Origin of the sequence: Streptomyces sp. JJ36, assembly GCF_021696945.1 — a bacterium.
Taxonomy (GTDB): domain Bacteria; phylum Actinomycetota; class Actinomycetes; order Streptomycetales; family Streptomycetaceae; genus Streptomyces.
In genome coordinates this window covers 38,920-65,801 of sequence record NZ_JACYHE010000010.1, presented here as the reverse complement: position 1 = coordinate 65,801, position 26,882 = coordinate 38,920, and the positions used below count along the sequence as shown (strand labels likewise).

Sequence of the window (26,882 nt, the reverse complement as noted above, 5' to 3'; positions counted from 1 at the left end):
AGCGTGATCGCCCATGGCCCATCAGCCGCCCCTGCTCCGCGATGTCATCGACATCAAGGAGTCCATCTCCACCTCGGACTTCGTCCTGCAGCTCTCCGATGCGACGACGCCCGAGGGCGCCGAGCGCGCGTTGCGGGACTATGTGGTCACGGAGCGGCTGCTGGAGAACTTCGACGAGGCGCTGAACCTGATCCGGGCCGCGCTGGACGGGCACACCTCCAAGGCGGCCTATCTGCACGGGTCCTTCGGTTCCGGTAAGTCGCACTTCATGGCGGTGCTGCACGCCCTCCTCAGCGGCAGCCCGGCCGCCCGGGCGCGGACGGACCTGGACCCGGTGCTCACCCGGCACGAGTGGCTCGGCACGGAGGGGAAGCGCTTCCTGCTGGTGCCGTACCACATGCTCGGGGCGAAGGCCCTGGAGCAGCGCGTCCTCGGCGGCTACGTCAGCCACGTCAGAAAGCTGCATCCGGACGCCCCCACACCGCAGGTGTACCGGACGGACGCCCTCTTCGACAGCATCCGGGCGATGCGGATCCGCATGGGCGACAAGAACATCATCGCAGGCCTGACCGCGGCCGAGGACGGCGCGGCGGACGAGGAGGACGAGTGGGGTGAGGCGTTCGGCTGGACGCCGGAACTGCTCGACACCGCCCTGGCCGCCGAGGAGGTCCACGAAGCCGGCCAGGCGCTGAACCTCGTCAGCCCGTCCGCCCCCGCAGAGCTGCGGGCGCGACTCGTCCAGGACGCGAGCACGCACCTGCTTCCGGGCTTCGCGAAGAACGCCGCGGAGGACGAGCACGGCTTCGTCTCGCTCGACGCCGGGCTGTCCGTGATCGCCGAGCACGCCAGGGAGCTCGGCTACGACGGGCTGATCCTCTTCATGGACGAGCTGATCCTCTGGCTCGCCACCCTCATCCACGACCAGAAGTTCGTGGCCCGGGAAGCGAGCAAGATCACCAACTTCGTGGAGAGCGGCGACTCCCGCCGCGCCGTCCCGGTCATCTCCTTCATCGCCCGCCAGCGCGACCTGCGCGAGCTGGTCGGCGAGGAGGTGTCCGGGGCGGCGGAGGCGTCCATCCAGGACACGCTCAACCTGGCCTCGGGACGGTTCGACAAGATCACGCTGGAGGACCGGAACCTCCCCCAGGTCGCCCACGCCCGGCTGCTGAAGCCGAAGGACGCGGAGGCCGCCGCCCTCGTCACCGCGGAGTTCGAGAAGACCCGCAAGGTGCGCCAGGAGGTGTGGGACACCCTTCTGGGGTCCGACCGGGGCGCGGACGGCGTCGGCGCGGACGAGGAGAGCTTCCGGCTGACGTACCCGTTCTCGCCGGCGTTCATGGACACGCTCGTGCACGTCTCCTCGGCGCTCCAGCGCAACCGCACGGGCATGAAGCTCATGGGCCAGTTACTCGCGGACCACCGCGAAGAGCTGCGGCTGGGCGACCTGATCCCGGTGGGCGACCTCTATCCGCTGATCACCGCGGGCGGGGACAAGCCCTTCACGGACCGGCTGAAGGTGGTCTTCGAGGCCGCCGACAAGCTCTACCGGACCAAGCTGCGGCCGTATCTGCTGCTGACGCACAACGTGTCGGAGGAGGTCGTCGAGCAGTACGCACACCGCCCCGGGAGCGTCACCGACCAAGCGCTGCGCACCCGGCTGCGGCAGTTCACCGGCGACAACCGGATCATCGGCACCCTGCTGCTCTCCGCCCTAGCCCCGAGCGTCCCGGCCCTCTCCGACCTGACCATCCGCCGGTTGTCCGCGCTCAACTACGGCTCCGTCGTCGCCCCGATACCCGGTCGGGAGTACGGCATCCTGAAGAACAAGGTGGCCGAGTGGGCGGGCCGCTTCCCCGAGATCAAGGAGACCGGCACCGAGGCGAACCCCGGCGTCCGGCTCGAGCTCTCCGGCGTGGACGTGGACTCGGTCATCGCCAACGCCAACGTCAACGACAACCCGGGCAACCGCCAGGCGCTGGCCCGGCGCCTCCTCGTCGACGAGCTCGGCGTCACGCAGGGGCAGCTGATCGACGAGCTGCACTTCGTGTGGCGGGGGACCGAGCGCCGCGTGGAGATCGTCTTCGGAAACGTGGCCGACGAGGACGAGCTGCCGGACCACGACCTCATGCCGCAGCAGGACGGGCTCTGGCGCGTGGTGATCGACCTGCCCTTCGACGAGAGCGAATACGGCCCGGTCGAGGACGCGAACCGGATGCGGCGGCTCCGTGAACGGCAGGGCGAGCCCTCACGGACCCTCGCCTGGCTCCCCGCCCACCTCTCCAGCCAGCGCTACGCCGACTTCCGCCGCCTCGTCGTCATCGACAAGGCGCTCGCCGACGACCAGCGGTTCGACGCCCAGTACGCGGGCCACCTGAGCCCCGACAACCGGGCCCGCGCGAAGGGCCTGCTGGAGACCCAGCTCGAATCCCTCACCAAGAACGTCAAGGCCGCCTTCAAGCAGGCGTACGGTCTCGCCGACAAGAAGGCCGCCGACGTGGAGCTCGGCTTCGTCGACCATCTGGCCTCGCTGCGCGAGGTCGAGGGACTGACCCTGTCCTTCGGCCAGTCCCTGCGCGACGGGATTCGGCACCTCACCGGCCGGCTGCTCGCCGGCCAGTACCCGGACCACCCGGACTTCGACCCGGACCACCGCGGGACCGCCGTCAAACCAGCCGACGCGCGCAAGGTGTTCACCCACGTACGCGCCGCCGCCGAGGCCCGCGACGGGCGTGCCGAAGTGCCCGCCGCCGACCGGGACCTGATGCGGCGGGTGGCCGGCCCGCTGCGGCTCGGCCGGCAGAAGGAAGCGTACTTCGAGGTGTCGGACTACTGGCCGGACCACTTCCGCAAGCTCGCACGCGAGCAGGGGGTGACGGGCGACCTCAGCCTGATCACGCTGTCCGACTGGACGGACCGGCCGGCTCCGCGCGGTCTGCCCGGCTTCCTCGCCCGCCTCGTCGTCGCCTCGTTCGCGGAGATGGACGACCGGGTGTGGGTGCGCGCCGGGACCCCGCTCGACCCTGCTCCCGCGCTCCACGAGATCAAGGACCACGACGCCCTGCGCAGCCAGCCGCTGCCCTCGGAGGAGGACTGGTCAACCGCACGGCAGCGGTTCACGACGTTGTTCGGCGAGCCGGCGCCGACCCTGCGTCGCGGGCGCATGGTGAACCAGCTCGCCCGGCAGATCACCCTGCAGGCGGGCACGCATCAGGATGCGGCCCGGGAACTGGTCGTCCAGCTCGAACGGCACGCCCCCTTCCTGCAGCTCGACGAGACCGCGGAGACGGGCCGTCTGACCGTCGCGCGCCGGGCCGTGGAACTGCTGCAGGCACTCAACCGCCCGGCCGGTCAGGGCGCCGCCGGAGCCAGGAGGACCGTCGAGACGCTGGCCTCCTTCGACTTCGGCGAAGTCGGAGCGGACCGCTTCGGGACCTCGGTGAAGCAGGCGCGTGCGGTGGCGCAGGCTCTGGACTCGGCGTCCTGGACGACACTGGAACTGGCCTCCTCCGAAGGTCCCGAAGGCGAAGCGCTGCTGGAGTCACTCCGCAACGCCGCCCGCAGCGACCAGCGGACCAACGACCTGAAGGAGGCACTGGCCCGCACCCAGCGCGAGGTGCTGGCCCTGGTGAAGCGGAACCGCGCGGCGGTCACTCCGCCGCCCACCCCTCCGCCGCCGGCTCCCCGCTCGGGAGACGTGTCGCTCGACACGGCGAGCAGTCACCCGCCGGTTCCCGAGCAGCGGAGCGCCGGGGCGGGGTCGGGGACCGGTCCGGTACGGCGCCACGGCGGCGGGCGGACCATCGCGGCGCGTGCGGCGGCCGAGCTCCAGGCGGAGATCGCCGCGCTGGCGGAGCGCGAGCCCGGCGCCACGGTGGAGATCAGCTGGCGGGTCGTCGAGGCATGAGCACGGTGACGAGCAACAGCGTCGCGGTACGGCTGAACCTCGCGACGCTCACCCAGTACCTGTCCGGTCAGAGCTCGCTCGCCGACTCCCTCGTCGGCCGGGGCAGGCGGCGCGCCGTGCTGCTGCGCTCCGCACCGCAGTGGGACGGCCCGGACGAACCGTTCTGGGACGACGGGAACACGGCACGCATCGCGGCGGCGGCCTCTCCGCTGGCCGTCCACGAACTGGTGCTGGACCACCTCGCGGAGGAGGCGACCGGCCCGGCCGTGCTCGTGGTCCTGACCGACCGCGAGCAGAACGAACTCGACCCGGCGATCCTGGCCCGAGCGCACAAACAGCGCATCGACGCGGTGGACCGCTGGGACGTGGTACGGGAGGCGTTCGGCGCCCACCAGGTCGACCGGCGGCTCAAGGAGGACAACTGGGCCGCCGAGGCGCTGCTCGACGCGGCGCCCCCGGGGGGCTGGCCGCGCCTGGCCGGGGGCATGCTGTCGCGGCGCACCGCACTGTCCGCCCTCGCTCTGCGCCGGCTGAGACTGGGCCGGTACGCGGAGGGGACGGCCTCCGCCGAGCACACGGCACCGACCGGCGGCAGCCTCGACATCCACACGCTGCTGGGCTGGTCACTCGCTCCGGGAGGGCCGCAACGGCTGCTGGAGCTGCGCGGCCCGGAGCGGTCCGGGCTGGCGGAGTTCCTCGGTGAGGAGGACCAGGGCGGACTCGCCGGGCGTGCCCTGGTCGCCCTGGTCCATGCCGAACACGGCCCGGACGCGGTGGCCTTCGGCCTGGTCTGCGCAGCCCTGTGGTGCCATGCGGAGCCGGACGCGGCCACCTACACGGCCCGCGGCCGGGCCGAGCGCTGGTTCGGGGAACGCCCTCCGGCGGAGGGCGAGCAGTTCGACGCGCTGGCCACCGCCTTCGGCCGGGCCGCGGAGGAGTACGTCGGCGGGCTGCTCGCCGTGGTGGACGGGGCCGGCGGCACCGGCCCGGAGGACGTACGGGAGGCGCGTCGCACCAGCGACACGGTGCTGGAACGGGCGTCCGTGCTGGCCCGGCAGTTCGGTGCCGAGGCGGCCACCCGGAGCAGCCCTCTCCTTCCGGCCGGCCTGGACGCCCGGTTCCGCGCCGTGGGGAACGCACTCGCCGCAGGTGAGCAGGACCGGCTCGTCCCGGCGGTGCACGCCCTGAGCGACCACCTCCGGGCCGGTGCCCCGGAGGTGCGTGCGCGCATCGAACGGACCCGCATGGCCCAGCGACTCGTCCAGTGGCTGTCCGGGGAGCCGGCGTCCGAGGCGCCCACCGTCGCCGACGCTCTCTCCCGGCATCTGACGGAGACCGGATGGGTCGACCGCGCCCTGGAGCACATCGAGGCCGGCGGCGACCCCGACCCGGCGCTGCGGGCGGCGTACGACCGGCTGACCGCGGCGGTGCGGGAGCGGCGCCACGAGATCGACCGCTCCTTCGCCCGCTCCCTGGCGATCTGGACCGCGGCGGGAACGGACCCCGGAACGATGCTCACGGTGGAGACGTTCCTGGAGCGGGTGGTGAAGCCGGTCGTCCGGTCCGGCACGGAACGGCGTGTCCTGCTGCTGGTCGTGGACGGGATGAGCGCGGCCATCGCCACCGAACTGGGCGAGGAGCTGCGGGCCTCCTGGGCCGAGTTCGACCCGGTCGCCGAGGGCGCTCCGCGGCGGCGCGCCATGGCCGCGGCGCTCCCGACGGTCACCGCCGTCTCCCGCACCTCGCTGTTCGCGGGGAGACTCCTACAGGGGTCGCAGCAGGACGAGAGCAGGCTGTTCGCCGGGCTTCCGCTGTGGGGCGGGGCGCCGGCCGCCGTGTTCCACAAGGACGACCTGCGTGCCGAGAGTGCCGGAGAGACCTTCGGGCCCGCGCTGACCGAGGCGCTGGCGGACGGCCGTACCCATGTGGCCGTCGTCCTCAACGCCGTCGACGACCGGCTCGCCAAGGAGCAGAAGCTGGGCGACGGCACCTGGAGGGCTGAGCACATCCCGGCGCTCCTGGACCTGTTGCGGGCTGCCGCCGCACAGGGCATGGCCGTCGTGATCACCAGTGACCACGGGCACGTGGTGGACCGGCACGGCGAGAAGGCCGCGGCCGACTCGCCGTCGTCCGCGCGCCACCGGCCCCCGGGCGGCGAGGTCGGCCCCGCGGAGGTCGAGCTGCGCGGACCCCGGGTGGTCGCACCGGAGCCGGGTGGCTCCATCGTGGCGTTGTGGGACGCCGACTCCCGGTACACGGCCCGGAAGGCCGGTTACCACGGCGGGGCCTCACTGGCAGAGTTCAGCATCCCGGTGCTGGCCTTCCTCCCCTTCGGGGCCGCTCCCCCTCCCGGATGGCGGGAGCTGGGAGACCAGCGACCCCTCTGGTGGCTTCTCGGCGAGCGGCCGCAGGAGACGGGCTCCGCACCTGCGCTCGAACCGGCTCCGTCGCTGAAGCGACCGGACCGCCGGCGGCCGAAGAAGTCGCAGGAGGAGTTCGCGCGCACCCACGACTCGCTGTTCGACGTGTCCCTGGTTCCCGCCCCGGAGGACGCGGGCGCCCTCGTCACACCGGAGGTGGTGGATCCCCAGGACGCCCTGGTGACGGCTCTCTTCGCGTCGGAGGTCTTCCAGGGCCAGATCGGCCTGCTCGCCCGGAAGCCGCCGATGGAGAAGGTGGAACAGGCGATCCGGGCGCTGCTGGACGCCGGCGGTACCCTGCCGGTCACCGCCCTGGCGCAACGCGTCTCGTACCCGGCCACCCGGGCGGACGGCTTCGCCGCGATCCTGCGCCAGCTGCTCAACTACGACGGTGTGCAGGTGCTCGAAACGCTCCCGGACGGCCGTACGGTGCGTTTGGATCTCCCCTTGCTGCGGGCCCAGTTCGGTCTGGGCTGAGCACGCCGCAGTGTCGCGCCACGCCCGGGGCCCGATACGCCGGCTACCGGAAAGCGAGCGGGGCGCAACCGGTTCCTCACGGATGGGAAAATCAGCGGATGACCGACCCTCGTTCCTCCGCCGTCTCCGCAGTCCGGCGGCGCACCGCCATCGACGCCCTCCGGCGCGGCGCCGTCCCCGAGAGCGGTCTGGATCTGCTCGCGACCGGGCTGGACCGCTTCGAGTCCGCGCTCGACGCGGAACTCGACGCGGTCGCCTCCGGCGGCTCCGTCTTCAAGGCCGTACGAGGCGAGTACGGATCCGGCAAGACGTTCTTCACCCGCTGGCTCGCCGAGCGCGCCAAGCAGCGAAACTTCGCCGTCTCCGAGATCCAGATCTCCGAGACGGAGACCCCGCTGCACAAGCTGGAGACCGTGTACCGCCGGCTCACGGAGCGACTGACCACGACGAGCTTCCCGCCGAGCGCGCTGCGGCCCGTGGTGGACGCGTGGTTCTATGCTCTGGAGGAGGACTCTCTCGCCGCCGGCACGGACGAGGCCGAACTGGACGGAGCAGTGGAACGCCTGCTGACCAGCCGGCTGACCGAGGTGTCGCGACATGCCCCGTCCTTCGCGACGGCGCTGCGCGGCTACCGCACCGCGCTCGGCGACGGAGACGAGGCCACGGCGGCTGCCGTCCTCGCCTGGCTCGGCGGCCAGCCTCATGTCGCTTCCGCCGCCCGGCGCTCCGCGGGCGTGCGCGGCGACCTCGACCACTTCGGCGCCCTGGGCTTCCTGCAAGGGTTGCTGACCGTCCTGCGGGACTCCGGTCACCGTGGGCTCTTCGTCGTGCTGGACGAGGTGGAGACTCTACAGAGAGTCCGGTCGGACGCCCGTGACAAGGCGCTCAACGCGCTGCGGCAACTGATCGACGAGGTCCACTCCGGCCGGTTCCCCGGCCTCTACCTCGTCATCACCGGAACACCTGCGTTCTACGAGGGCCGGCAGGGGGTCCAGCGCCTCGCGCCCCTCGCCCAGCGCCTCGCCACGGACTTCACCACCGATCCACGCTTCGACAACCCGCGCGCCGTGCAACTGCGGCTGACGGGGTTCACGCAGGAATCTCTGGCGGAGCTCGGTACGACGATCCGTGACCTCTACGCTTCCGGGGCCGACGCGGACGACCGGATCCGTTCCCTGGCAGACGACACGTACATCGCCGACCTCGCCCGAGCGGTGGGCGGAGCGCTCGGCGGGAAGGCCGGCGTGGCGCCGCGGCTGTTCCTGAAGAAGCTGGTGGGCGACGTCCTGGACCGTATCGACCAGTTCCCAGACTTCGACCCGCGACAGCACTACCGGCTGACGGTGGCGCATACCGAGCTCAACGACATCGAACGGAACCTCGCCGCATCGGCGTCCGCCGATGACGTCGAGCTGGAGCTGTGATGACGCCGCCGGTGAACCCCGTGGACCGCCTCGATCCCGTCATCCAGCACCATGTGGTGAACACGCTCGGCTGGTCCGACCTGCGGCCACTGCAGCGAGCGGCGATCGATCCGGTGCTGGACGGCGAGGACACCGTGCTGCTGGCCCCCACGGCCGGGGGCAAGACCGAGGCCGCGTGTCTGCCGGTCCTCTCGGCCATGTCCGCGCACGGCTGGGCGGGCACCTCGGTCCTCTACCTCTGCCCGCTCAAAGCCCTGCTCAACAACCTGGTGACGCGCATCGACGGGTACGCGCAGTGGCTGGGCCGCCGTGCAGTGCTGTGGCACGGCGACACGAAGGAGTCCCAGCGCCGGCACATCCGCACCGAACGACCCGACATCCTGCTGACGACGCCGGAATCACTGGAAGCCATGCTGATCGGGGTGAAAACGGACCACGCCCACCTGCTGGGCGGGGTCCGGGCCGTCGTCGTCGACGAGGTGCACGCCTTCGCCGGCGATGACCGAGGGTGGCACTTGCTCGCCGTACTCGAGCGCCTTCAGCGGGTCGCAGGGCGGCCCATTCAGCGGATCGGACTGTCCGCGACCGTGGGCAATCCGGAGCAGTTGCTCACCTGGCTCCAGGGCTCGGGCGCAGGCCGTCGCCCGGGCCGGGTCGTCGCCCCGGGTGTCCCGGACACCTCTGCGACATCTTCCGGCCGAGACACGGGAGCCGGGACGGCGGGGCCCCCGCCGGGGGATGTCGAGGTCGACCACGTGGGCTCCCTCGCCAACGCGGCCAAGGTCATCGCCGCTCTGCACCGAGGTGAGAAACGACTGGTGTTCTGCGATTCGCGGCGGCAGGTGGAGGAACTGGGCGCGGAGCTGAGCGCCCGCGGCGTCACGGTCTTCCTTTCCCACGCGTCGCTCTCGGCCGATGAACGGGCTCGCTCCGAGCAGGCCTTCGCGGAGGCACGCGACTGCGTCATCGTGGCCACCTCCACGCTCGAGCTCGGAATCGACGTCGGCGACCTGGACCGTGTCGTCCAGATCGACGCACCGGGCACCGTCGCCGCCTTCCTGCAGCGCATCGGCCGGACCGGACGCCGGGCGGACACCACGCGCAACTGCCTGTTCCTGGCCACCCACCAGGACGCGCTGCTCCAGGCTGCGGGCTTGCTGCTGCTGTGGGGCCGCGGATGGGTGGAGCCGGTCGTCGCACCACCGGAGCCACGCCACCTCGTCGCACAACAACTGCTGGCCGCCACGCTCCAGGAACACCGCCTGGGCGACACGGTGTGGCCCGAGCAGTGGAACGGTCTGGCCCCGTTCGACCGCTCGGCCGCTCCGGTGTTGCGTCACCTGACCAATGAAGGCTTCCTCGACTCGGATCAGGGCATGCTGTTCATCGGCCCGGAGGCCGAGCACCGTTTCGGCCGGCGGCATTTCTTGGAACTGACCGCCTCCTTCACCGCACCGCCGCAGTTCACCGTCCTGTCCGGACGCAGCGAGATCGGCCGGATGGACCCCTCGGTACTCACCGAGGAACGGCCGGGTCCACGGCGCCTGCTGCTGTCCGGGCGCAGTTGGCAGGTCACCTTCATCGACTGGAAACGCAAGCGGGTCTTCGTCGAGCCGGTCGACCGCGGTGGCGTGGCCAAGTGGTCGAGCGGCACCCTCGCGGGGCTCTCGTATGCGCTGACACGTGCGATGCGAGAGGTGCTCCTGGGCGCCGAACCCCCCGTCTCACTCACCCGGCGCGCGAAAGTCTGCCTCCAGGAGCGACGGGAGACGGACGGGCCGGACATCGTCCATCCGGGCGGGACCGTCATCGCCCGACGGGGGAACGAGGTGCGCTGGTGGACGTGGGCCGGCTACCGGGCCAACGCGACACTGGGCGCGACTCTCTCGTCCATAGCCGACCCGGTGCAGCGTCCGACGGACTGCTACGTGCGACTGCGGGAGGACCTCACCCAGCCTATGTGGCGCACCGCGGTTCAGGCCGCCGAAGCAGCCCCGGCACTCGTCCTCCCGAACGTCGACCGTCGTGCGGTGCATGGGCTGAAGTTCTCGGCAGCGCTCCCGGAACGGCTGGCCGTCGCCACAGTGGCGGCCCGGCTGGCCGACTTCGACGGCGCACGGACGGTTCTGGCAGAACCGAAGCACTTCTCCTCCGGCCAGGCCATGTGACGGCGGACCGGCCCCGAGACGTCGAAGCTGTGGCGGGCGTGCGGGGACGGCAGCCGCGGCACACCTACGCGGGCCGATGCCACCCACGCTCTCGCGCCCTTCTCGTTCGCAGGCCGGGCCTACCATCACCTCCGAGTATCCCTGCCCCGGAGGAGGTCACGGCGCGCGCTCAGCAGTCGAACACCGACCAGCAGATGTCGTTCCGCAAACGCTGGTCATCCAATACCAGCTCGCGGATCGCCTCCGGGAGCTGGTCGCGCTGCCACCGGCACTCGCTCCGCCCTGCCGCCTCGGCCTCCCCTTCCGGGGCAGCGGCGCGTATGGCCTTGATCGCGTAGGCGGCCGCACCGAGTTCGTGCGCGGCGACGTGTGCGACGGCCCCGGCCTGGCCGGCGGCGTACGCGGCATGCCGTGCCGCCCCGCGCAGGTCCCGGGCCGCGCCCATGGCGTGGCCGCCCGCGGCACGGGCCTGCATCATCCTGACCTCGCCACGCGCCCAGGCGCGGGCATGCTCGATCGCCTGACGCGGCCGTGGGTCCTCAGGCCGAGCCGACTCGAAGTGGCCGAGAACGTGCTCCGCGCACGATGCCGCCCACAGAGCGAGCAGATGGTGATCCGCGTCCGTGAGGGTCCCCCCGCGGCGGATCGTCACGAAGCGGGGGTCCCGGACCTTCGGGAGGATCATCGCCGGCACTCCTCAGCCCGGTGTCTGGCAGATCCTCGACCATAGGGGATCGAACGATTGTCCTCGAATCCGCGCGTGCCACGTTCCCGAACCGGCCGGGAGTTGCCGTGCCCGACCTTGTTCAGAGGGCCCCGGTGCGCCGGGTCCGCACCGTGCTGCTCACCTCCGAGCACCCCCTGTACCGTGCTGGGCGGACACGCGGATCGGGGGATGATGCTCCATGCAGGTCGTGCACAGTGTGTTGACGGCGCCCAGCCCAGAGGTTGCCGAAACGATGACTGCCCACGGGGCGGTCCCCCGGGACCCGTGCCAGTGGACCGGCACGCAGGCCGCCCTGCTGCCGGCGCTGTCCGCGCTGCGTGCCCGCGGGCTCCAGGCCGACCTGCTCTACACCTTCTCCCCGGACGAAGAGGACTCCCCCACGTCCTACGGAGCGGAACTCTGCCTGGTCCCCGAAGGTGCCGCCCCGCTTCAGCAGGGACGCCCCGTCCTCCTGGACTCCGAGGACGAGGAGACGGTACTGGCGAACGACGCCTTGACCGATCTGCTGGCACCCGTCGCGACGGGTCCGGAGTGGCTGCGAAGGCAGACCGACGGGCTCTGGGAGCTCGCGACGGCACCCACCCTCCCCGAACCCGTCGTCGTTGCCGGAGCACTGGAGTTCGACCAGGGAACCACCGGCCTCTGGATGATCGCGCACGACGGCAGAAGGGTCCTCACCCCCGGAAACCTGGACTTTCTGCAGCGTCGTGGCATAGCCGTCGCAGAGACGTACCAGGTGGACGGTGAGACCTACCCCGTCGCTCCTGTCCGCATGTTCAGCGGCCAGGTGGTGGAGCGTCTTCTCGCACACGGAGTCGAGTTCTCCGACCCGCCGGTCTACCTCGTGGAGGAAGCCGCATCGGACGCGGCCGCGGTCCAGGACGTGTCCGGGCGATCCCGTTCGTAGCCGGATGACGAGGGGTGCCGCTGCCGCAGTCCCGGAGGACACAGCCGCGCTTGCCGACCGAGTGGCATCTGCCCGTACTGCCGCAAACGCTTGATCACCACCGCGGTCTCGCTGACCCGAACGCGTTGAGCCACACGGACGGCCGGGCGTCCCCGCGCCGCCCGGACCAACGAGCGGACGGCGCTTCACCACAGGGCAACGGCCTTCTGCGTGCCTAGCCTTCGGCGGCACGCCGGAGCCGTGCCGAGAGGTGGTGCTGCAACGGCCGGCCCACCGCCTGGAGGTCGTGCCGGAAGTCGAGCGTGTCCCGGTCGGTCAGGGTGTAGTGCCGACGGGTGGCGTCGACCTGCTTGGCGGTGGGCGCCAGGGCCACCTGGTGGCTGGCGAGTTCGACCGCGCCGGCACTCACCCGGCCGGTCAGGAGCTCGGCGACCCCGGTGGGCTGGGTGATCAGCGCCTCCACCCGCCCCTCGGGCTGCAGCCGCCACCAGCCGCTCTCCCGGGCCGAGGGACGCAAGGGTGCGCCGTCGGCGTCGAGCAGCCAGGCACGTGCCTCGTAGTGGAGGAAGGGGCGGCCGTCGTGGCTGAAGGTGACCTGCTGCCCGTAGACGAAGTCCTCGGCGAGCGTGGGGTACCCGCCGCTCCCCCGGCCGACCCAGGTTCCGAGCAGCCCCGTCACCGGCGCGAGCAGTGCATGCGGTGGCGGCTCCTCACCCGGGTGCCGGGCGTCCTGGTACGGAGAGTGACCCTGTGCGGGGTCGGCCATGGGGCTGTCCTCCTGGTTCGGCACCTGCGCCCCGGCGGGAGCTCCGGAGCGTCCGCCCGGGCACGAACGGTGACGCGCGACGGGGCAGGCATCCTACCTGCGGCGCCTGCCGCTGATCAGCGTGGACTTCCGTCCGGCTCGGCCCGCGGCCCCGCGGGGCGGAGATTACCGCATATGACCTGAATGCCTCGTCCGCGAGCATTCGCACCGCTCCTCACATACGGTGCAAGGGCAACCCCCCTCCGTACACAAGGAGTAGTGACATGCGCGCCATATCCCTCGCCGCAGCAGCGGCCCTGGCCGCCTCGGCCGTCCTGACCTCGGTGGCCGGTCCCGCCGTCGCGGGTGGCGACACCGGCGGCGGCCGCCACCACGACACGGTCAAGGGCCGGGCGTTCCTCGACGGTGCCCAGGAGGTTCCGGAGGAAGGTGACCCCGACGGCCGGGGCCGCTTCCGGTACGTGATCAAGGGCGACCTGCTCTGCTACACCCTGAGAGTCCGCCGGATCGAGACCCCGACCGCCGCGCACATCCACTTCGGTCCGCGCGGAGAGGCGGGCCCCGTCGCGGTCACGCTGAGAACCCCGCGGGTGGGGGTCAAGGTCAGCGACTGCATCAGAGCCCGGCACGACCAGAACCCGCGCAACGCCGCCAGAGTGCTCACCTTCTGGGAGCTCCAGGGCATCAAGCAGGACGCGTTCTTCTTCTACGTCAACGTCCACAACGAGGAGTTCCCCGCCGGGGCGATCCGCGGCCAGTTGCGCCGCACCCGCTGACTTCGCCGCCCGGAGGGGCGCGAGCGCGGCCCCGCCGCCCCGCCCCTCCGGGCGTGCACGGGTCGTCGTCGACGGGACGGTGGCAGGGCGTACCGGCCGGCCCGCGTACCACGGGGCGACCGGGGTGATGCCCGCGACCGACGGTTCCCCCGCCCCCGCGGGCCGAGGCCGGCGGCCACGAGGGCCCCGTACGACCTTGACGGGACACCCTTCCGGCCGGCCCGGTACGCCTGCCCGCCGGCAGCGGACACGCCGACCCGGTCAGGGCGCAGGCTGATCGCCCGTGCTCGGGGCGTCGAGGCGGGTGGCGAGCAGATAGTCGATCCGCACCTCGTGGTGTTCCGAGATCTCGGTGATCCGCTCGGGGAGGTTGCGTCGTTCACTGCGGGAGACCGAGGTACGGCCCGGCGTCCCGTGGAAACGGACGCCGGTCTCGGGAACCTCGCGAAATCCGAGCCGGTCTGCCTCGACCTGCGAGGCGAACGCGATGTCGTCGGGGGGTGCCGTGGTCGGCGGCGTCCTTCACGGCGGGCGGCCGCGCTCGCGCGCGCCGCGCGTACGGGAGCTGCGTTTCGCAGTCCTCGCACGGGACGAGGTGGCCTGGCGCCCCTTGCCGGGGGCCTGACGTGCGGCCTTCTTCGCCGTCCTGCGGGTGGTCCCGGCGGCGGCGCCAGCGGCCTTCCCGGCGCTCTTCCCGGCCTGCTCGGCGACCTCGCGGGTCCCCTCGCCCGCGTCCTCGACTGCCTTCCCTGCGCCCTCCCCGACGTCCTCGGCCGCCTCCCCGACATCCTCGACCGCCTCACCGGCGCCCTCCCCCACGCTTTCGGCCGCCTCACCGGCACCCTCCCCCACGTCCTCGACGGCCTCACCCGCGCCACGGCCGACATCCTCGACCGCCTCACCGGCACCCTCCCCCACATCTTCGACCGCCTCACCCGCGCCACGGCCGACATCCTCGACCGCCTCACCGGCACCCCGGCCCACGTCCTCCACCGCCTCGCCCGCGCCACGGCCGAGCTCACCGACGGCTTCACGTGCCCCTCCACCCAGTTCCCGGACGGCCGAGCCGACGCCGGACGTCACCTGCTCCAGGATCTGCGGGTTGCGGTCGATCGTGGTCAGCACCCTGCCGACGATCTCGGCGACGTTGTCCAGTCGCACCTTGAGCAGCGCCTGGGCCTCGACCCCCTTGATGTCCAGGTGGACGCGCCCCAGCTCCACGTCGGCCCCCACGTTGAGCCTGAGCAGGTCGAGGACCTCGGCCCGCAGGGAGACCCGTGCACGGAGGTCCTCGACCTCGAGACTGATCTCGTCCACCGACAGGTTGGGAACGTCGAGGAGGACGTCTGGATCCTGGGACGGGCCGCGGCCCGCGCGATCTACAGCCTCCTTGGAGTCGACCGGTTCCACGTCCTCGTTCTCGGCCTCGGAGTCCATCGGCGATCCCTCGACGTGAGCCAATTGCCCTCTTTGTCAGGATAGTGGCCCGGACGGCGACGCGAACATCGCGACCGTCACCGCACCCGCCTGGGCACCCCCAGCCGCACCCTGTGTACCCCCTCGGAAAAGTGCGCGAGGGGCTCCCCGGCGGCCGGCGGCAGAGCGGCGGCACGGAGGAGGGACTGCTGGAACTCTTCGATACCGACCGTGGCCAAGGGCCACGGCTCGTGGTCGACGGGCACCTCCCACAGCCTCCCGGCACGGCGGGTGGCCGCCCGCCAGCGTGACGTGAGCCAGAGGTCACGCTCTTCCGCGGCGATCGGTGTGCCCGGCCGCACGGTGAGCCGGTACGAGGGCTCCCCGCCCCGGCGCGTCCCGGCGTAGGCGACGGTCCCGTCCTCCCCGACGTGCAGGCTGAGATCGCCGACGTAGTACGGCACACCGATGGCGTGGGCGGTCAGCATCACGGCGCTGGAGACCTCGATGGAGAGGAACCACAGCGCGTCCCGGCCGTCCGGCAGGCGGACGTACGTCCGCAGATTGGTCTCGGGGAACGACGCGAGCGCAGTGGCCGGCAGACCGGGCATCCTGAGGCGGCTCATCAGGAACGGGGTGAGGCTCACCCATGCCGCGTCGTCGTACGTGTCCACGGTCAGCCCCGACGGCAGCAGCGCCTGCACGGCGGCGGGGTCGTAGGGCCAGTGGACGAACGTCTGATGCAGCCAGCCCACCTTGAGCATGGGAAGGGAGACCTGCTGCTCTGCGGTGAGAGAAACCATGGCGTGCGCTCCGCTGCTACGGACAGGCCTCCGGCGCGGATGCGGCGTCGCAGCCTGCGTCGGCCACCGCCCGCGAACGTCGGAAGCCCGACTCGTTCCCCTGTGCCCCGCTACGCAGGTCTCATACGCCGTCCGGAGTCCTTCGGGCTGCCAGCCGGCCCTCCCTGACCGCGGACACGAACGCGGTCCAGCCGTCCGCCGGGAAGACGAGGGCCGGGCCGTGCGGCGCCTTGCTGTCACGCACCGGGACGAGGGCGGCGAAGTCGCCGGAGACCTCGACGCACTCGCCCCCGTCCTGGTTGCTGTAGCTGCTCCTGCGCCAGGTCGCGGCACTCAGGTCGATGGGTCGCACGGCACTTCCTCCGACATGGCCGCGCACTCGTCGCCGAACAGAACGCCAACAGCCGCCGCGGCCTCTGACCGGCCTGGCTCCTCAGGTGCCGGGCCCGGCAGCTTCACGGGACGGGGCCGGGCGCACTCCCCGAACCCCTTCAGCCCTGAAGATCCGGTTGACGTAACGTGAGCGTGCGGTAGGGCCACGTACATGCCACCGACGGGGGGATTCGCCGTGAAGACCTGCGCACGCATCGGCGTCGCATCACTCATCGCCGTGCTCGCCGGGTGCACGGGCTCCGGCGCGTCCGACGACGTGCCGACCGCCACCCCCGAACCGTCGGCCACGCAGCAGCCGACCGCCGCGCCCTCGGAGGAATCGGCAGCGGAGCCGACCCCCTCCTTCACGCAGGACGGAAGCACCCGCGTGCTGACCTACGGCACCGTGGAGGTACGCGCCACGCCCGAGGACGAAGGCGTACGGACAGCCGTCACCGTCTCCAACGACACCGACGAGGAGGCCACCTACCAGCTCCGGGTGAGCATCGGCGACGGAGAGGACTGGGTGGCCCACAAGAGCTTCTGGTTCCAGAGCGTCGCGCCTGGGGCGACCGCCGAGGACACCGCTCTCCTCGGCGGAAGCCACCGGGGCGACGACGTCCCGGAGCGACCGGAGATCCACATCGACCGGTTCGAGAGGATCGGGTAGGCCTGCCGGCCCCGGCTGGCCGGCCGGCCGCAGAGCGCTCGCGGGCGTGGCAAGGGCCTGCTGATGTCCCCTACGGCCCGCGCCCTTCCCGCGCTCCCGCACGCTCTGTGGGTACCGAGCCTGCGGGCCTCCTGGACGGCGTCCGCGGCGTTCACCGGCAAGGTGGCGGCCTGGCAGGTCGGTACGCCCGACCGCTCCCGGCGACACACTCCCCCTGTTCACGGCGTGGCCGGACCGCCCCGGGTCAAGCCGGGCGCGAGGTGGTCGACGTCTTGGTCCGCTTCGCGGTGCGGATTCCCGTCCGGCCGGTGCGACTGATCGCTGAAGGCTGCGGTCTGTCGCGGGCCGGGGTCGAGAGACTCCTCGCTGAGGGGAAGCTCGTTTCGGCGGTCCGGCTGGGCGGCAAGCTCTCCGGCGACTTCACCTTCACGCTCAAGCGCTGAGCCTCCCTCAGGGCAGGGGCCTGTCCGGCACGATCCTCCGGGACAGGCCCCACGTCTGCCTGCCGACCGGCGGGTCCGACAGTCCGGGTCCGGTCCGGGCCGGGCCGGGCCGGACTGTCGGACCCCGGCTCTACTCTGCGGGGCATGGCGACTGTGGATGTGTGTGAACAGCTGGCGCGGGCCCACGACATGCGGGGCATCGACTCCGCCCGGGGCGAGGTGGACCCCGGCGACGTGCCCCGGCTGGCCGCGCGGTACTGGGAGCTGCCGGACTGGATCTCCCGGGCGCTGCTGGCCGATCTGCTCGTCGACCGGTGTCACCCGTCCGTGGACGAGGTGCTGCGGGACGTGCTGCGTGCCCCGCCGATCGAGCACTGGAAGAACGACTGGATCGAGATCGTGAAGATCGGGGCTCTCGGGCACCTGTACGAGGAGCACGCGGACCAGCGGTCCCGCTACTTCGGGGACCGGGAGGCCCTGCACCGGGCCGTGGAGGAGGTGCTCGACCGGCTCGGGCTCGGTCTCGACGCTTCCCCGCAGTCGGTGCCGGAGCCGTCACCGCAGCCGGAGCCGTCGCCGCAGCCGCAGTCACCGTCACGGCAGGAGCCGCAGCCCGCCCCGGCGCTCCCGGAGGACGCCGAAGCCGCGCTGTCCGAGGCCGCGGCGGCCGGCCGGGAGGAGGACGTCCGGCGGCTGCTCAACGCCGGGGTGAGCCCGCACGTCACCCGTGACGGGGACCCGGTGCTGCTCGTGGCGCTCGTCGCCGGGCAGTCCGCCGCCGCGCTCGCGCTGCTGGAGGCCGGGGCTGATCCGGCGGCGTGCCGCGGGACGGGCGACCAGTCGGCCCTGTGGTGGGCGGCCTTCCACGGCCACACCGCTGTGGTCGAGGAGCTCGTGCGCCGCGGCGCGCCCGTCGACGCGGTGGACCAGTACGGAGTGACCCCGCTGGCCCAGGCGGCGTCGAGCGGCCACCCGGAGGCCGTGCGGGTGCTGCTCCGCGCCGGGGCTGACCCGGCGGCACGCTGGCGGAGCACGCCGGTGGTGTGCGCGGACGGCACGGAGGTGGTCTCGGAGTGGAGCGTGCTGCGGTCGGCCGTCCGGGGCGGCCGGGTGGAGATCGTCGACCTGCTGCTCGCCGCGGGCGCCGGGAGCGATCTGGACGCGGCCCTGGAGGCGGCCTGTGTGGAGGGTTCGGCCGGCATCGTCCGCCGGCTGCTGGACGCGGGCGCGGACCCGGAGGGGCCCGCCGGAGAGGCCCGGACCCCGCTCATGCACGCGGCGGCGAGGGGGCTGACCACCATGGTGCGGGTCCTGCTGGAGGCCGGCGCCGACCCGTCGGTGGTCCGGAACGGTCGCACCGCGGAGCAGTGCGCCAAGGGTGCACGGGCGGAGCGGATACGCGCGTTGCTCCGCCAGTACGACTCTCGCCGCACCGGGGAGGACGCGCACCGGTGAGGGCGGGGCGCGCTGCCGGGGGCGGGCGGCCGGGGCGGGTCAGGGGCCGTCCCCGGGAGGGTGCTGCCGCGCGTCGCGCTCGGCGGCGGCGACGTTCTGCTTGACGACGAGGAAGCTGTCCGGGGTGACGGAGACGGAGTCGATCCCGGCCTCCACCAGGAGACGGGCGAAGTCCGGGTCGTCACTGGGGCGCTGGCCGCACAGGCCGGTCTTGCGCCCGCGGCCGTGGGCGTCCTGGACGAGGCGTTCGATGCTGCGGGTGACGGCGGGATCGCGTTCGTCGAAGAGCGGGGCGAGCTGCTCGGAGTCGCGGTCCACACCGAGGGTGAGCTGGGTCAGGTCGTTGCTGCCGATGGAGAAGCCGTCGAAGCGGTCGGAGAACTCGGCGGCGAGGACGATGTTGGAGGGGATCTCCGCCATCACGTAGACCTCGAGGCCGTTGCGGTGCCGTTCCAGGCCGTGGGCGGCCATGGTCTCCAGGACCCGGTCGGCCTCCCCCAGGGTGCGGCAGAAGGGGATCATCACGACGGTGTTGGTGAGGCCCATGGTGTCGCGTACGTGGCGGAGGGCCCGGCATTCGAGGGCGAAGCCCTCCCGGTAGCCCTCGCTGTAGTAGCGGCTCGCGCCGCGCCAGCCCAGCATCGGGTTCTCCTCTGCGGGTTCGAACTGTTCGCCGCCGAGGAGCCTGGCGTACTCGTTGGTCTTGAAGTCGCTCATCCGTACGATCACCGGCTTCGGCCACCAGGCGGCGGCGATCCGGGCGATGCCGTGGGCCAGCCGTTCGACGAAGAAGGCGGTCTTGTCGTCATGGCCCCGGGTCAGGCGGGCGATGCGCTCCCGGGCCTCGCCGTCGGGGAGTTCGCCGTAGCGGACCAGGGCCATGGGGTGCACCTTGATGTGGTTGTTGACGATGAACTCCATACGGGCCAGCCCGATGCCGTCGGCCGGGAGCCGCCACCAGCGGAAGGCGGCGGAGGGGTTGGCGATGTTGAGCATCACCTCGGTCCGGGTCCCGGGGATCCCGGTGAGGTCGATCTCGCGTTCCTCGTAGTCGAGGAGCCCGTCGTAGACCAGGCCCTCCTCGCCTTCGGCGCAGGAGACGGTGACGTCCCGGCCGTGGTGCAGGGTGCGGCCGGCGTCGCCGGTGCCGACGACCGCCGGGACGCCCAGTTCCCGGCTGACGATGGCGGCGTGCGAGGTGCGGCCGCCGTGGTCGGTCACGATGGCCGCCGCCCGCTTCATGACCGGTTCCCAGTCGGGGTCGGTCACCGCGGTGACGAGCACCGCCCCGTCCTCGAAGCGGTCGATCTCGGCGGGGCTGCGGAGGTTGCACACCGGGCCGGCGGCCACGGCGTCACCGACGGCCAGCCCGCGGACGAGCGGTGTGCCGTCGCTCTCCTTCAGGCGGTACGAACGCAGGGAAGCCGCCTCCTTGCGGGTCTGCACCGTCTCCGGGCGTGCCTGGACGACGGCGAGCTCCCCGGTCCGCCCGTCCTTGGCCCACTCGATGTCCATGGGACGGCCGTAGTGCTCCTCGATGGTCAGGGCCCAGCGGGCGAGTTGCAGCACCTCGTCCTCGTCGAGCACATAGGCGTCGCGCTCGTCCCCGGTGGTCTCCACGGTGGTGGTCGGGGGATCCCCCGAGTCGCTGTAGAGGACCTTGGACTCCTTGCGGCCCGCCTTCCGGGAGATCACCGGCCGCAGCCCGGCCTCCCGTGCCAGCGGCTTGAAGACCAGGTACTCGTCCGGGTCGACGGTCCCGGAGACGACCGACTCACCGAGCCCGAACGCCGCGTTGACCAGCACCACGCGGGGGAAGCCGCTGTCGGTGTCGAGGGTGAACATCACGCCCGCTCCGGCCAGGTCGGACCGGACCATCTCCTGGACGCCGACGGACAGCGCCACCGCGAGGTGGTCGAAGCCCCGCTCCTCGCGGTAGCTGAGGGCCCGGTCGGTGAAGAGCGAGGCGTAGCAGCGGCGGCAGGCGTCGAGCAGCGCGTCCTCTCCGCTGATGTGGAGGAAGGTCTCCTGCTGGCCGGCGAAGCTGGCCTCCGGGAGGTCCTCGGCGGTGGCGCTGCTGCGCACGGCGACGTCCGGGGCGTCGCGCCCGAGCCGCTCGGCCAGGCTGCGGTACGCGTCCCGTAGCGCCGTGACGAGTGCCTCCGGGAGGTCGGCCTCCAGGAAGGCCCGGCGGATCGCGGCGCCGGCCTCGGACAGCTCCGCGCCGCGCTGCAGGGCGTCGAGCTGTCCGGTCACGCGCTCACGGAGGTCCCCGGTGCCGAGGAGGGCCCGGTAGGCGGAGGCCGTGGTGGCGAAGCCGCCGGGGACCCGGATGCCCTCCTCCGCGAGGTGGGCGGTCATCTCGCCCAGTGAGGCGTTCTTGCCGCCGACCGTGGCGACGTCCTCGTTCGAGAGGTCGTCGAACCACCGGATCCAGGTGGCGTCGTCGGGCTGTCGCCCGGCCATGGTTCTCGCCTCCGTGGAAGGGTGCGTGTTCCGTCCGCGCCTCTCCCCAGCCTGGGAGCCCGGTACCTGCCCGGCAACCGCGGGCGGGTGCGGCCGGCCGCCGCCGGTCCGTACGCGCCGCGGGGAGGGTGCCGTGGCGCCCCGGTGCGTACGGCCGCCGGTTGTGCCGTACGGCGCGCTCCGCGGGACGCCCGCGCTATGCGGCGGGCTCGTCGCCCCGGGCGACCTCGATGCGCCGCTTGGCCCGCGGCGTCTCCGCGGGCAGCGGCGCCCGGACGGTCAGTACGCCGTCCGCGTAGCTCGCGGTGACGTCGTCGGCCGTGACACCGGCGGGGAGGCGCACGCTGCGGGTGAACTCCCCGTAGCGGAACTCCGAGCGGTGCTTCTCCTTCCTCTCCTCCCTGCGCTCCGCGTGCACGGTCAGCACGTCGTCGTCCAGGGTGATGTCCACGTCCCGGTCCGGGTCGATGCCGGGCAGTTCGGCCCGGACCACGTAGGCGCCTTCCTCCTCGGCCTCCTCGATCCGGATCGGGTGCTCGCCCATGGGCGAGCGCAGCTCGAACGGGAAGTCCTCGAACATGTCCGACAGGGTGGGCCACCGGCCGGGGACGCGGCGGAGCAGTTCACCAGCCATCACTGCCTCCTGGTGGTGCATGGACGTACGGCTCTCTCTGCTCCATCGTGCTGCGGGGCGCGGCCTCCCGCGAGCCGGGGCGTCGCCGGGCGCGGGCCGGCGGCCCGCAGGGCCCGCTGCCGGTCACGCCGGCCGGGACAGCCGGCGGGCCTGCCGGGCGGGCGTCACGCCACCGGACGGGGTCGTTCGGACGAACTCCCGCATGTCGCGAGCGGCAGGCCCGGAGGAACCGGGCCGGGCCGTCCATCGTGGGCCTGTCCCGCGCCCCGCGCCGCCGGGTGCACCGACACCCCGAAGGAACCGCCGCATGGACATGCCCATCGTGAACCAGTGCACGGTCACCGAGTGCGTCTACAACCGGGAGGAGGCCTGCCACGCCCTCGCCATCACCGTGGGCGACGTCCAGCACCCCCGCTGCGACACCTACTTCAGCGCGGGCACCAAGGGCGGCGACCCCTCCACCACCGGAAGGGTGGGAGCCTGCAAGGTCTCCGCCTGCCGGCACAACGCCCAGTTCGAGTGCCGCGCCCCCGGGATCACGGTCGGCTACCAGCAGACCGAGGTCGACTGCCTCACCTTCGCCCCCGCGTAGCCCGGGAACCGAGTCGCCGGCGCCGTCCGGGACGCCGCATGGACGGCGGTCGCCGACCTCCACCGCCGTACCCGGGCGGCGGGGGACGTACGGCACCGCCGGCGCGGGCGGTCGGCCCGGTGCCGGCGGTCAGAGGCGGAAGACGCGGCGGGCGTTGCCGGAGAGGAAGAGTTCGGTGGTCTCCTCGTCCAAGCCGAGTTCGCCGAGGTGCTCCAGCGCCCGGGCCGGCGTGATCATGGGGTGGTTCGAGCCGAACAGGACCTTCCTGCGGCCCCGGCCGCGCAGGTAGTCCACCAGTTCCGGTGGGTACCGGCGCGTGGTGTAGGCGCTGGTGTCGATGTGGACGTTGGCGTGCTTGTCGGCCACCGCGATCATCTCCGTGGTCCACGGGTGGCCGATGTGCCCGCACACCAGGGTCAGCTCCGGGAAGTCCAGGGCGACCTGGTCGATGTAGGGGATGGGGCGACCCGTCTCGGACGGGCGCAGCGGACCGGTGTGCCCGACCTGGGTGCAGAAGGGGATGCCGAGGTCGACGCAGGCGGCGTACAGCGGGTAGTAGAGCCGGTCCGTGGGCGGAAGCTGCCACAGCCAGGGGATGATGCGCAGGGCCACGAAGCCGAGTTCCGCCACGGCGCGGCGGAGTTCCCGTACGGCCTGGACGGGCCGGGTGAGGTCCGCGCCGGCCACCCCGCGCAGCCGGCCGCCGGACCGGGCGACGCACTCGGCCACCTCGTCGTTGCTGATCAGCGGCCCCTGGGGGCCGTACCAGGCGGCGGAGAGCCCGATCTCGACCCCGGCCGCCGCCATCGCGGACACGGTGGCCTCGACCGGCAAGGGCTCCTCCAGTGGTCTCTGCCCGGTCCACCGGCGCAGGGACGCGAACATCTCGTGGCTGGAAAGACGGAGGGTGGGGTGCTGCATCCACGCGTCGATGACGGGCACGGGCTGCCTGCCTCTCTCCCGGGGCCGCCGCCCGGGGCCGAGCGACAGGGGCTAAGCGATCGCTTATCGGGAGCCTAGCGGCTCCCCCGGCGCGACGGCCATCCCGGCGGCGGCACCGTCCGGGGCCGTCACGGAGACGAGACCGGGCCGCAGCAGGAACAGCCCGGCGCGCAGCCGCAGGCGTCGGCACCGCCGCCGGGGGCGGCCCCGGTCGCCTTCTCCGGGACGGCGAGGGCCATCCCGGGCGGGGCGCAGCAGTCCTCGCCGCGCCAGGCGTCGAGGCCCTCGCGGACCGCCACGGCGGCGATGACGAGGGCGACCAGCGGGTCCGCCCAGGACCAGCCGAGGGTGGCGTTCAGCAGGAGTCCGGCGAGCAGGACGCCGGAGAGGTAGGTGCAGAGCAGGGTCTGCCGGGAGTCCGCGACGGCGGAGGCGGAGCCCAGTTCCCTGCCGGTGCGGCGCTGCGCGTAGGAGAGGAGGGGCATGACGAGGAGGGAGAGCGCGGCGAGCACGAGGCCGGGCAGCGAGGTGTCCGCCGCTCCGCCGCCGAGCAGGGAGCGGACCGCGTCGAGAGACACATAGGCGGCGAGGGCGAAGAAGGACACGGCGATGACGCGCAGGGCGCGGTGTTCCCGTGCCGCACGCACGGCGTGGTCGCGGGCGGAGAACTGCCAGGCGACGGCGGCCGCGGAGGAGACCTCGATCAGCGAGTCCAGCCCGAAGCCGATCAGGGCGGTGGAGGAGGCGAGGGCGCCTGCGGTGAGAGCGACGGCGGCCTCGACGAGGTTGTAGGCCATGGTGGCCGCCACGAGCCGCCGCACCCGCCGGGTGAGCGCCTCGCGGCGGGCCGGCGACGGGCTCAGCGTCGTCACGGGCAGCACTCCTCCTCCGCCGCGCCGGGGCAGCTACGGCCGGCGGCCACGGTGACCACGGCGCCGCGCAGGTCGTCCAGGGCGTGGCCGAGGCGGGTGTCCGCCAGTTCGTAGCGGGTGCGCCGGCCCTCGGGGACGGCGACGACGAGTCCGCAGTCCCGCAGGCACGCCAGGTGGTTCGAGAGCCGGGTGCGGGAGACGCCCAGGGCGTCGGCCAGGTCGGAGGGGTACGCGGGGGCCTCGGCGAGCCGCAGCAGCAGGCGGCAGCGGAGCGGGTCGGCCAGCGCCCGGCCGAACCGGACGAGCACGTCGATGTCGGAGGGGACGCCGGAGGGGGCGCCGGGAGACGAGGTCAGCACGGGAAGACAGTACATGACTTCCTGAATCCAGGAAGTCATGTACTGAACTTGTTCCCGGAGCGGCGATGAGTTTCCCGGGGCGGTCCGGTCTACCTCTGCACAAGGCAGCCGCGGGCCGCAGGTCCGCGGACCGCCCGGGCCCGGAGGGGACCCGGAACACCCGGAGGAGAGGTACCCCGATGTCCAAGATGATCTTCGTGAACCTGCCGGTGCAGGACCTGGAGCGCACCCGCGCCTTCTTCACGGCGCTGGGCTTCACCTTCAACCCGCAGTTCTCCGACGAGAACGCGCTGGGCATGGTGATCGACGAGGACAACGGCATCCACGCGATGCTGCTCCTGGAGCCGTTCTTCAAGACCTTCACCCCGAAGGGGAAGGAGATCGCCGACGCCACCCGCACCACCGAGACGATCATCGCTCTCAGCGCGGAGAGCCGCGCGGAGGTCGACGACCTGGCGGAGCGGGCGCTGGCGAACGGCGGCAGCCCGGCGAACGAACCCATGGACGAGGGCTTCATGTACGGGCGGAGCTTCCAGGACCCGGACGGTCACGTGTGGGAGGTCGTGTGGATGGACCCGGCGGCGATGGAGAGCGCCGGGAGCTGAGGCGCGGCCGGCGGGGCGCCGTGTGCGGGGACGGTGCCGGCGCCCGTGGCGGCCGCCTGCCGCGGTCCCTCCGGACCGGGACCCGGAGGGACCGTGGCCCTGGGGACCGGCTCGCGCAAGGGCGCACGGGCCGGGCCCGGGCGCGGCAGCTCAGTCGAGCACGGCGACGCCGTCCAGTTCGACCAGCGCCTCCTCGTCCCAGAGCCGTACCACCCCGATCAGCGCCATCGCCGGGTAGTCCCGGCCTGCGTGCGCCCGCCAGATGCGGCCGAGCTCGCGCGCGTGGTCCCGGTAACCGGCCACGTCGGTGGTGTAGACGGTGACCCGGGCCAGGTCCGCCGGGGTGCCCCCGGCGGCGCGCAGGGCGGTGAGCAGGTTGCCCAGGGCGCGGTCGAACTGGGCGGGCAGGTCCGCGCCGGTCACCTGCCCCGTCTCGTCCAGCGCGGTCTGCCCGGCGAGGAAGACGATCCGGGAGCCGGTGGCGGTGACGGCGTGCGAGAAGCCGGCGGGCGGGGCGAGGTCTGCGGGGTTGAGACGGTCGGCGGTCACCGGTAGAGCTCCTTCGCGATGATCGAGCGCTGGACCTCGGTCGCCCCTTCGTAGATGCGCGGTGCCCGCACCTCGCGGTAGAGGTGTTCCAGCAGGTGGCCCCGGCGGAGGGCGGCGGCACCGTGGATCTGGACGGCGGCGTCGACGACGTACTGCGCGGTCTCGGTGGCCAGCAGCTTGGCCATGGCCGCGCGCTGGGCGATGCCCGGATCGCCGCGGTCGTAGGCGGCCGCGGCGGCGTGCACCATCAGCCGTGCGGACTCCGTACGGGTGGCCATCTCCGCGAGCCGGTGCCCGACGGACTGGAGGTCGCGCAGCGGCCCGCCGAAGGCGGTGCGGGTGCCGGCGTGCGTCACGGCGGCGTCCAGCGCGGCCTGGGCCATGCCCACGGCGAAGGCGCCGACGCTGGGCCGGAAGAGGTTGAGCGTGCGCATGGCGACGGCGAAGCCCTGGCCGGTCTGGCCCAGCACGTCCGCGCCGGTCACCGGCACGCCGTCGAAGGAGAGGGTGCCGATGGGGTGCGGCGAGAGCATCTCCAGCGGCTCGCCGGTGAGCCCCGGGCGGCCCGCGGGGACCAGGAACGCGGTGATGCCGCGGGCTCCGCTCTCCGGGCCGGTGCGGGCGAAGACTGAGTAGACGTCGGCGTGCGGGGCGTTGGAGATCCAGGTCTTGGTGCCGTGCAGACGCCAGCCGTCCGCACCGTCCGGTTCGGCGGCCAGCGCGAGCGCGGCGGCGTCGGAACCGGCGTCCGGCTCACTGAGCGCGAAGGCGGCCACCAGCCGCCCGGCACGTACGCCGGGGAGCCAGCGCTCCTGCTGTGCGGTGGTGCCGGAGAGCGCGACGGGGCAGGCGCCGAGGCCCTGCAGGGCGAGGGCGGTCTCGCCCTCCGTGCAGCCGTGGGCCAGGGACTCGCGCAGCAGGCAGAGGTCCAGGGCGCCCGGCGGGCCGCCGCCGGGCGGGAGGACGCGTTCCAGCAGGCCCAGCTCGCCCAGCGTCGCGACCAGCGGGCGGTTGACGCCGTCCGTCGGGGCGTCCTCCGCCAGCGGGCGCAGCCGCTCGGCGGCGAGCGCCCGCAGCTCCGCACACCACTCGAGCTGCTCGGTCTCCAGTGCGAACGCCCGCATCGGCGCCACCC

22 protein-coding genes and 1 pseudogene are annotated in these 26,882 nt (G+C 72.8%); 11 read left to right on the top strand and 12 right to left on the bottom strand.

What is annotated here, in order from left to right:
• Positions 1-13: 13 nt before the first annotated feature.
• From HOY81_RS06425 to HOY81_RS06410, 4 genes are all read left to right on the top strand, one after another.
• Positions 14-3,904, top strand: coding sequence for a DUF6079 family protein (locus HOY81_RS06425; protein WP_237319137.1), 3,891 nt, complete (start codon positions 14-16; stop codon positions 3,902-3,904).
• Positions 3,901-6,801, top strand: a complete 2,901-nt coding sequence (gene pglZ, locus HOY81_RS06420) for a BREX-2 system phosphatase PglZ (RefSeq protein ID WP_237319135.1) — start codon at positions 3,901-3,903, stop codon at positions 6,799-6,801. Before HOY81_RS06425 ends, pglZ begins: the two co-directional genes overlap by 4 nt.
• Before the next feature lie 98 nt (positions 6,802-6,899).
• Positions 6,900-8,225, top strand: coding sequence for a BREX system ATP-binding protein BrxD (brxD, locus tag HOY81_RS06415; RefSeq protein WP_237319133.1), 1,326 nt, complete (start codon positions 6,900-6,902; stop codon positions 8,223-8,225).
• On the top strand, positions 8,225-10,393 hold the full coding sequence (locus HOY81_RS06410; RefSeq protein ID WP_237319131.1) for a DEAD/DEAH box helicase: 2,169 nt from the start codon (positions 8,225-8,227) through the stop codon (positions 10,391-10,393). The genes brxD and HOY81_RS06410 overlap by 1 nt, the downstream gene beginning before the upstream one ends.
• Positions 10,394-10,562: 169 nt before the next feature.
• Here HOY81_RS06410 and HOY81_RS06405 read toward each other — a convergent pair whose 3' ends face one another.
• Positions 10,563-11,078: a putative immunity protein gene (locus tag HOY81_RS06405; RefSeq protein WP_237319129.1), complete on the bottom strand. Its 516-nt coding sequence runs from the start codon at positions 11,076-11,078 to the stop codon at positions 10,563-10,565.
• Positions 11,079-11,352: 274 nt separating this feature from the next.
• On the opposite strand from HOY81_RS06405, the gene HOY81_RS06400 reads away from it, so the two are divergent.
• Positions 11,353-12,027 (top strand): hypothetical protein, encoded by a 675-nt coding sequence (locus tag HOY81_RS06400; RefSeq protein ID WP_237319127.1) that lies wholly within the window; start codon positions 11,353-11,355, stop codon positions 12,025-12,027.
• A 214-nt stretch (positions 12,028-12,241) separates the two neighbouring features.
• Here the strand turns inward: HOY81_RS06400 and HOY81_RS06395 are convergent, their stop codons facing one another.
• Positions 12,242-12,793, bottom strand: a complete 552-nt coding sequence (locus tag HOY81_RS06395; protein WP_237319125.1) for an FABP family protein — start codon at positions 12,791-12,793, stop codon at positions 12,242-12,244.
• 263 nt (positions 12,794-13,056) lie between these two features.
• Between HOY81_RS06395 and HOY81_RS06390 the strand changes: the two genes are divergently transcribed.
• On the top strand, positions 13,057-13,569 hold the full coding sequence (locus HOY81_RS06390; protein ID WP_237319123.1) for a CHRD domain-containing protein: 513 nt from the start codon (positions 13,057-13,059) through the stop codon (positions 13,567-13,569).
• Positions 13,570-14,091: 522 nt separating this feature from the next.
• On the opposite strand, the gene HOY81_RS06385 is transcribed toward HOY81_RS06390, so the two are convergent.
• The 3 genes from HOY81_RS06385 to HOY81_RS06375 all read right to left on the bottom strand — a co-directional run bounded on the left by HOY81_RS06385 (position 14,092) and on the right by HOY81_RS06375 (position 16,140).
• Complete coding sequence (locus HOY81_RS06385; RefSeq protein ID WP_237319207.1) at positions 14,092-15,006, bottom strand: hypothetical protein; 915 nt, start codon at positions 15,004-15,006, stop codon at positions 14,092-14,094.
• Between the two features lie 77 nt (positions 15,007-15,083).
• Positions 15,084-15,788: a YqjF family protein gene (locus tag HOY81_RS06380; RefSeq protein ID WP_237319121.1), complete on the bottom strand. Its 705-nt coding sequence runs from the start codon at positions 15,786-15,788 to the stop codon at positions 15,084-15,086.
• Between the two features lie 121 nt (positions 15,789-15,909).
• The gene (locus tag HOY81_RS06375; RefSeq protein WP_237319119.1) at positions 15,910-16,140 is read right to left on the bottom strand and encodes a DUF397 domain-containing protein; all 231 of its coding nucleotides are present in this window, start codon (positions 16,138-16,140) and stop codon (positions 15,910-15,912) included.
• A 216-nt stretch (positions 16,141-16,356) separates the two neighbouring features.
• Between HOY81_RS06375 and HOY81_RS06370 the strand changes: the two genes are divergently transcribed.
• From HOY81_RS06370 to HOY81_RS06360, 3 genes and pseudogenes are all read left to right on the top strand, one after another.
• Positions 16,357-16,830, top strand: a complete 474-nt coding sequence (locus HOY81_RS06370) for a hypothetical protein (RefSeq protein ID WP_237319117.1) — start codon at positions 16,357-16,359, stop codon at positions 16,828-16,830.
• A 254-nt stretch (positions 16,831-17,084) separates the two neighbouring features.
• Positions 17,085-17,273, top strand: a pseudogene (locus tag HOY81_RS06365) (DUF1062 domain-containing protein); the annotation flags it as partial.
• Between the two features lie 144 nt (positions 17,274-17,417).
• Positions 17,418-18,728: an ankyrin repeat domain-containing protein gene (locus HOY81_RS06360; protein WP_237319115.1), complete on the top strand. Its 1,311-nt coding sequence runs from the start codon at positions 17,418-17,420 to the stop codon at positions 18,726-18,728.
• Positions 18,729-18,767: 39 nt separating this feature from the next.
• Here HOY81_RS06360 and ppsA read toward each other — a convergent pair whose 3' ends face one another.
• Complete coding sequence (gene ppsA, locus HOY81_RS06355; RefSeq protein WP_237319113.1) at positions 18,768-21,194, bottom strand: phosphoenolpyruvate synthase; 2,427 nt, start codon at positions 21,192-21,194, stop codon at positions 18,768-18,770.
• Positions 21,195-21,390: 196 nt separating this feature from the next.
• Positions 21,391-21,828: an Hsp20/alpha crystallin family protein gene (locus HOY81_RS06350; protein WP_237319111.1), complete on the bottom strand. Its 438-nt coding sequence runs from the start codon at positions 21,826-21,828 to the stop codon at positions 21,391-21,393.
• 307 nt (positions 21,829-22,135) lie between these two features.
• On the opposite strand from HOY81_RS06350, the gene HOY81_RS06345 reads away from it, so the two are divergent.
• Positions 22,136-22,420, top strand: a complete 285-nt coding sequence (locus HOY81_RS06345) for a DUF1540 domain-containing protein (RefSeq protein ID WP_237319109.1) — start codon at positions 22,136-22,138, stop codon at positions 22,418-22,420.
• 129 nt (positions 22,421-22,549) lie between these two features.
• Here HOY81_RS06345 and HOY81_RS06340 read toward each other — a convergent pair whose 3' ends face one another.
• The 3 genes from HOY81_RS06340 to HOY81_RS06330 form a co-directional block, all read right to left on the bottom strand.
• Positions 22,550-23,362: an amidohydrolase family protein gene (locus HOY81_RS06340; protein WP_237319107.1), complete on the bottom strand. Its 813-nt coding sequence runs from the start codon at positions 23,360-23,362 to the stop codon at positions 22,550-22,552.
• A gap of 128 nt (positions 23,363-23,490) precedes the next feature.
• Positions 23,491-24,240, bottom strand: a complete 750-nt coding sequence (locus HOY81_RS06335) for a cation transporter (protein ID WP_237319206.1) — start codon at positions 24,238-24,240, stop codon at positions 23,491-23,493.
• Positions 24,231-24,608, bottom strand: a complete 378-nt coding sequence (locus HOY81_RS06330; RefSeq protein WP_237319205.1) for a helix-turn-helix transcriptional regulator — start codon at positions 24,606-24,608, stop codon at positions 24,231-24,233. Before HOY81_RS06330 ends, HOY81_RS06335 begins: the two co-directional genes overlap by 10 nt.
• A gap of 164 nt (positions 24,609-24,772) precedes the next feature.
• Here HOY81_RS06330 and HOY81_RS06325 point away from each other — a divergent pair, with 164 nt between their 5' ends.
• On the top strand, positions 24,773-25,198 hold the full coding sequence (locus tag HOY81_RS06325; protein ID WP_237319104.1) for a VOC family protein: 426 nt from the start codon (positions 24,773-24,775) through the stop codon (positions 25,196-25,198).
• Between the two features lie 150 nt (positions 25,199-25,348).
• Here HOY81_RS06325 and HOY81_RS06320 read toward each other — a convergent pair whose 3' ends face one another.
• Positions 25,349-25,747 (bottom strand): RidA family protein, encoded by a 399-nt coding sequence (locus HOY81_RS06320; RefSeq protein WP_237319103.1) that lies wholly within the window; start codon positions 25,745-25,747, stop codon positions 25,349-25,351.
• The gene (locus tag HOY81_RS06315; RefSeq protein WP_237319101.1) at positions 25,744-26,871 is read right to left on the bottom strand and encodes an acyl-CoA dehydrogenase family protein; all 1,128 of its coding nucleotides are present in this window, start codon (positions 26,869-26,871) and stop codon (positions 25,744-25,746) included. Before HOY81_RS06315 ends, HOY81_RS06320 begins: the two co-directional genes overlap by 4 nt.
• Positions 26,872-26,882: the final 11 nt, after the last annotated feature.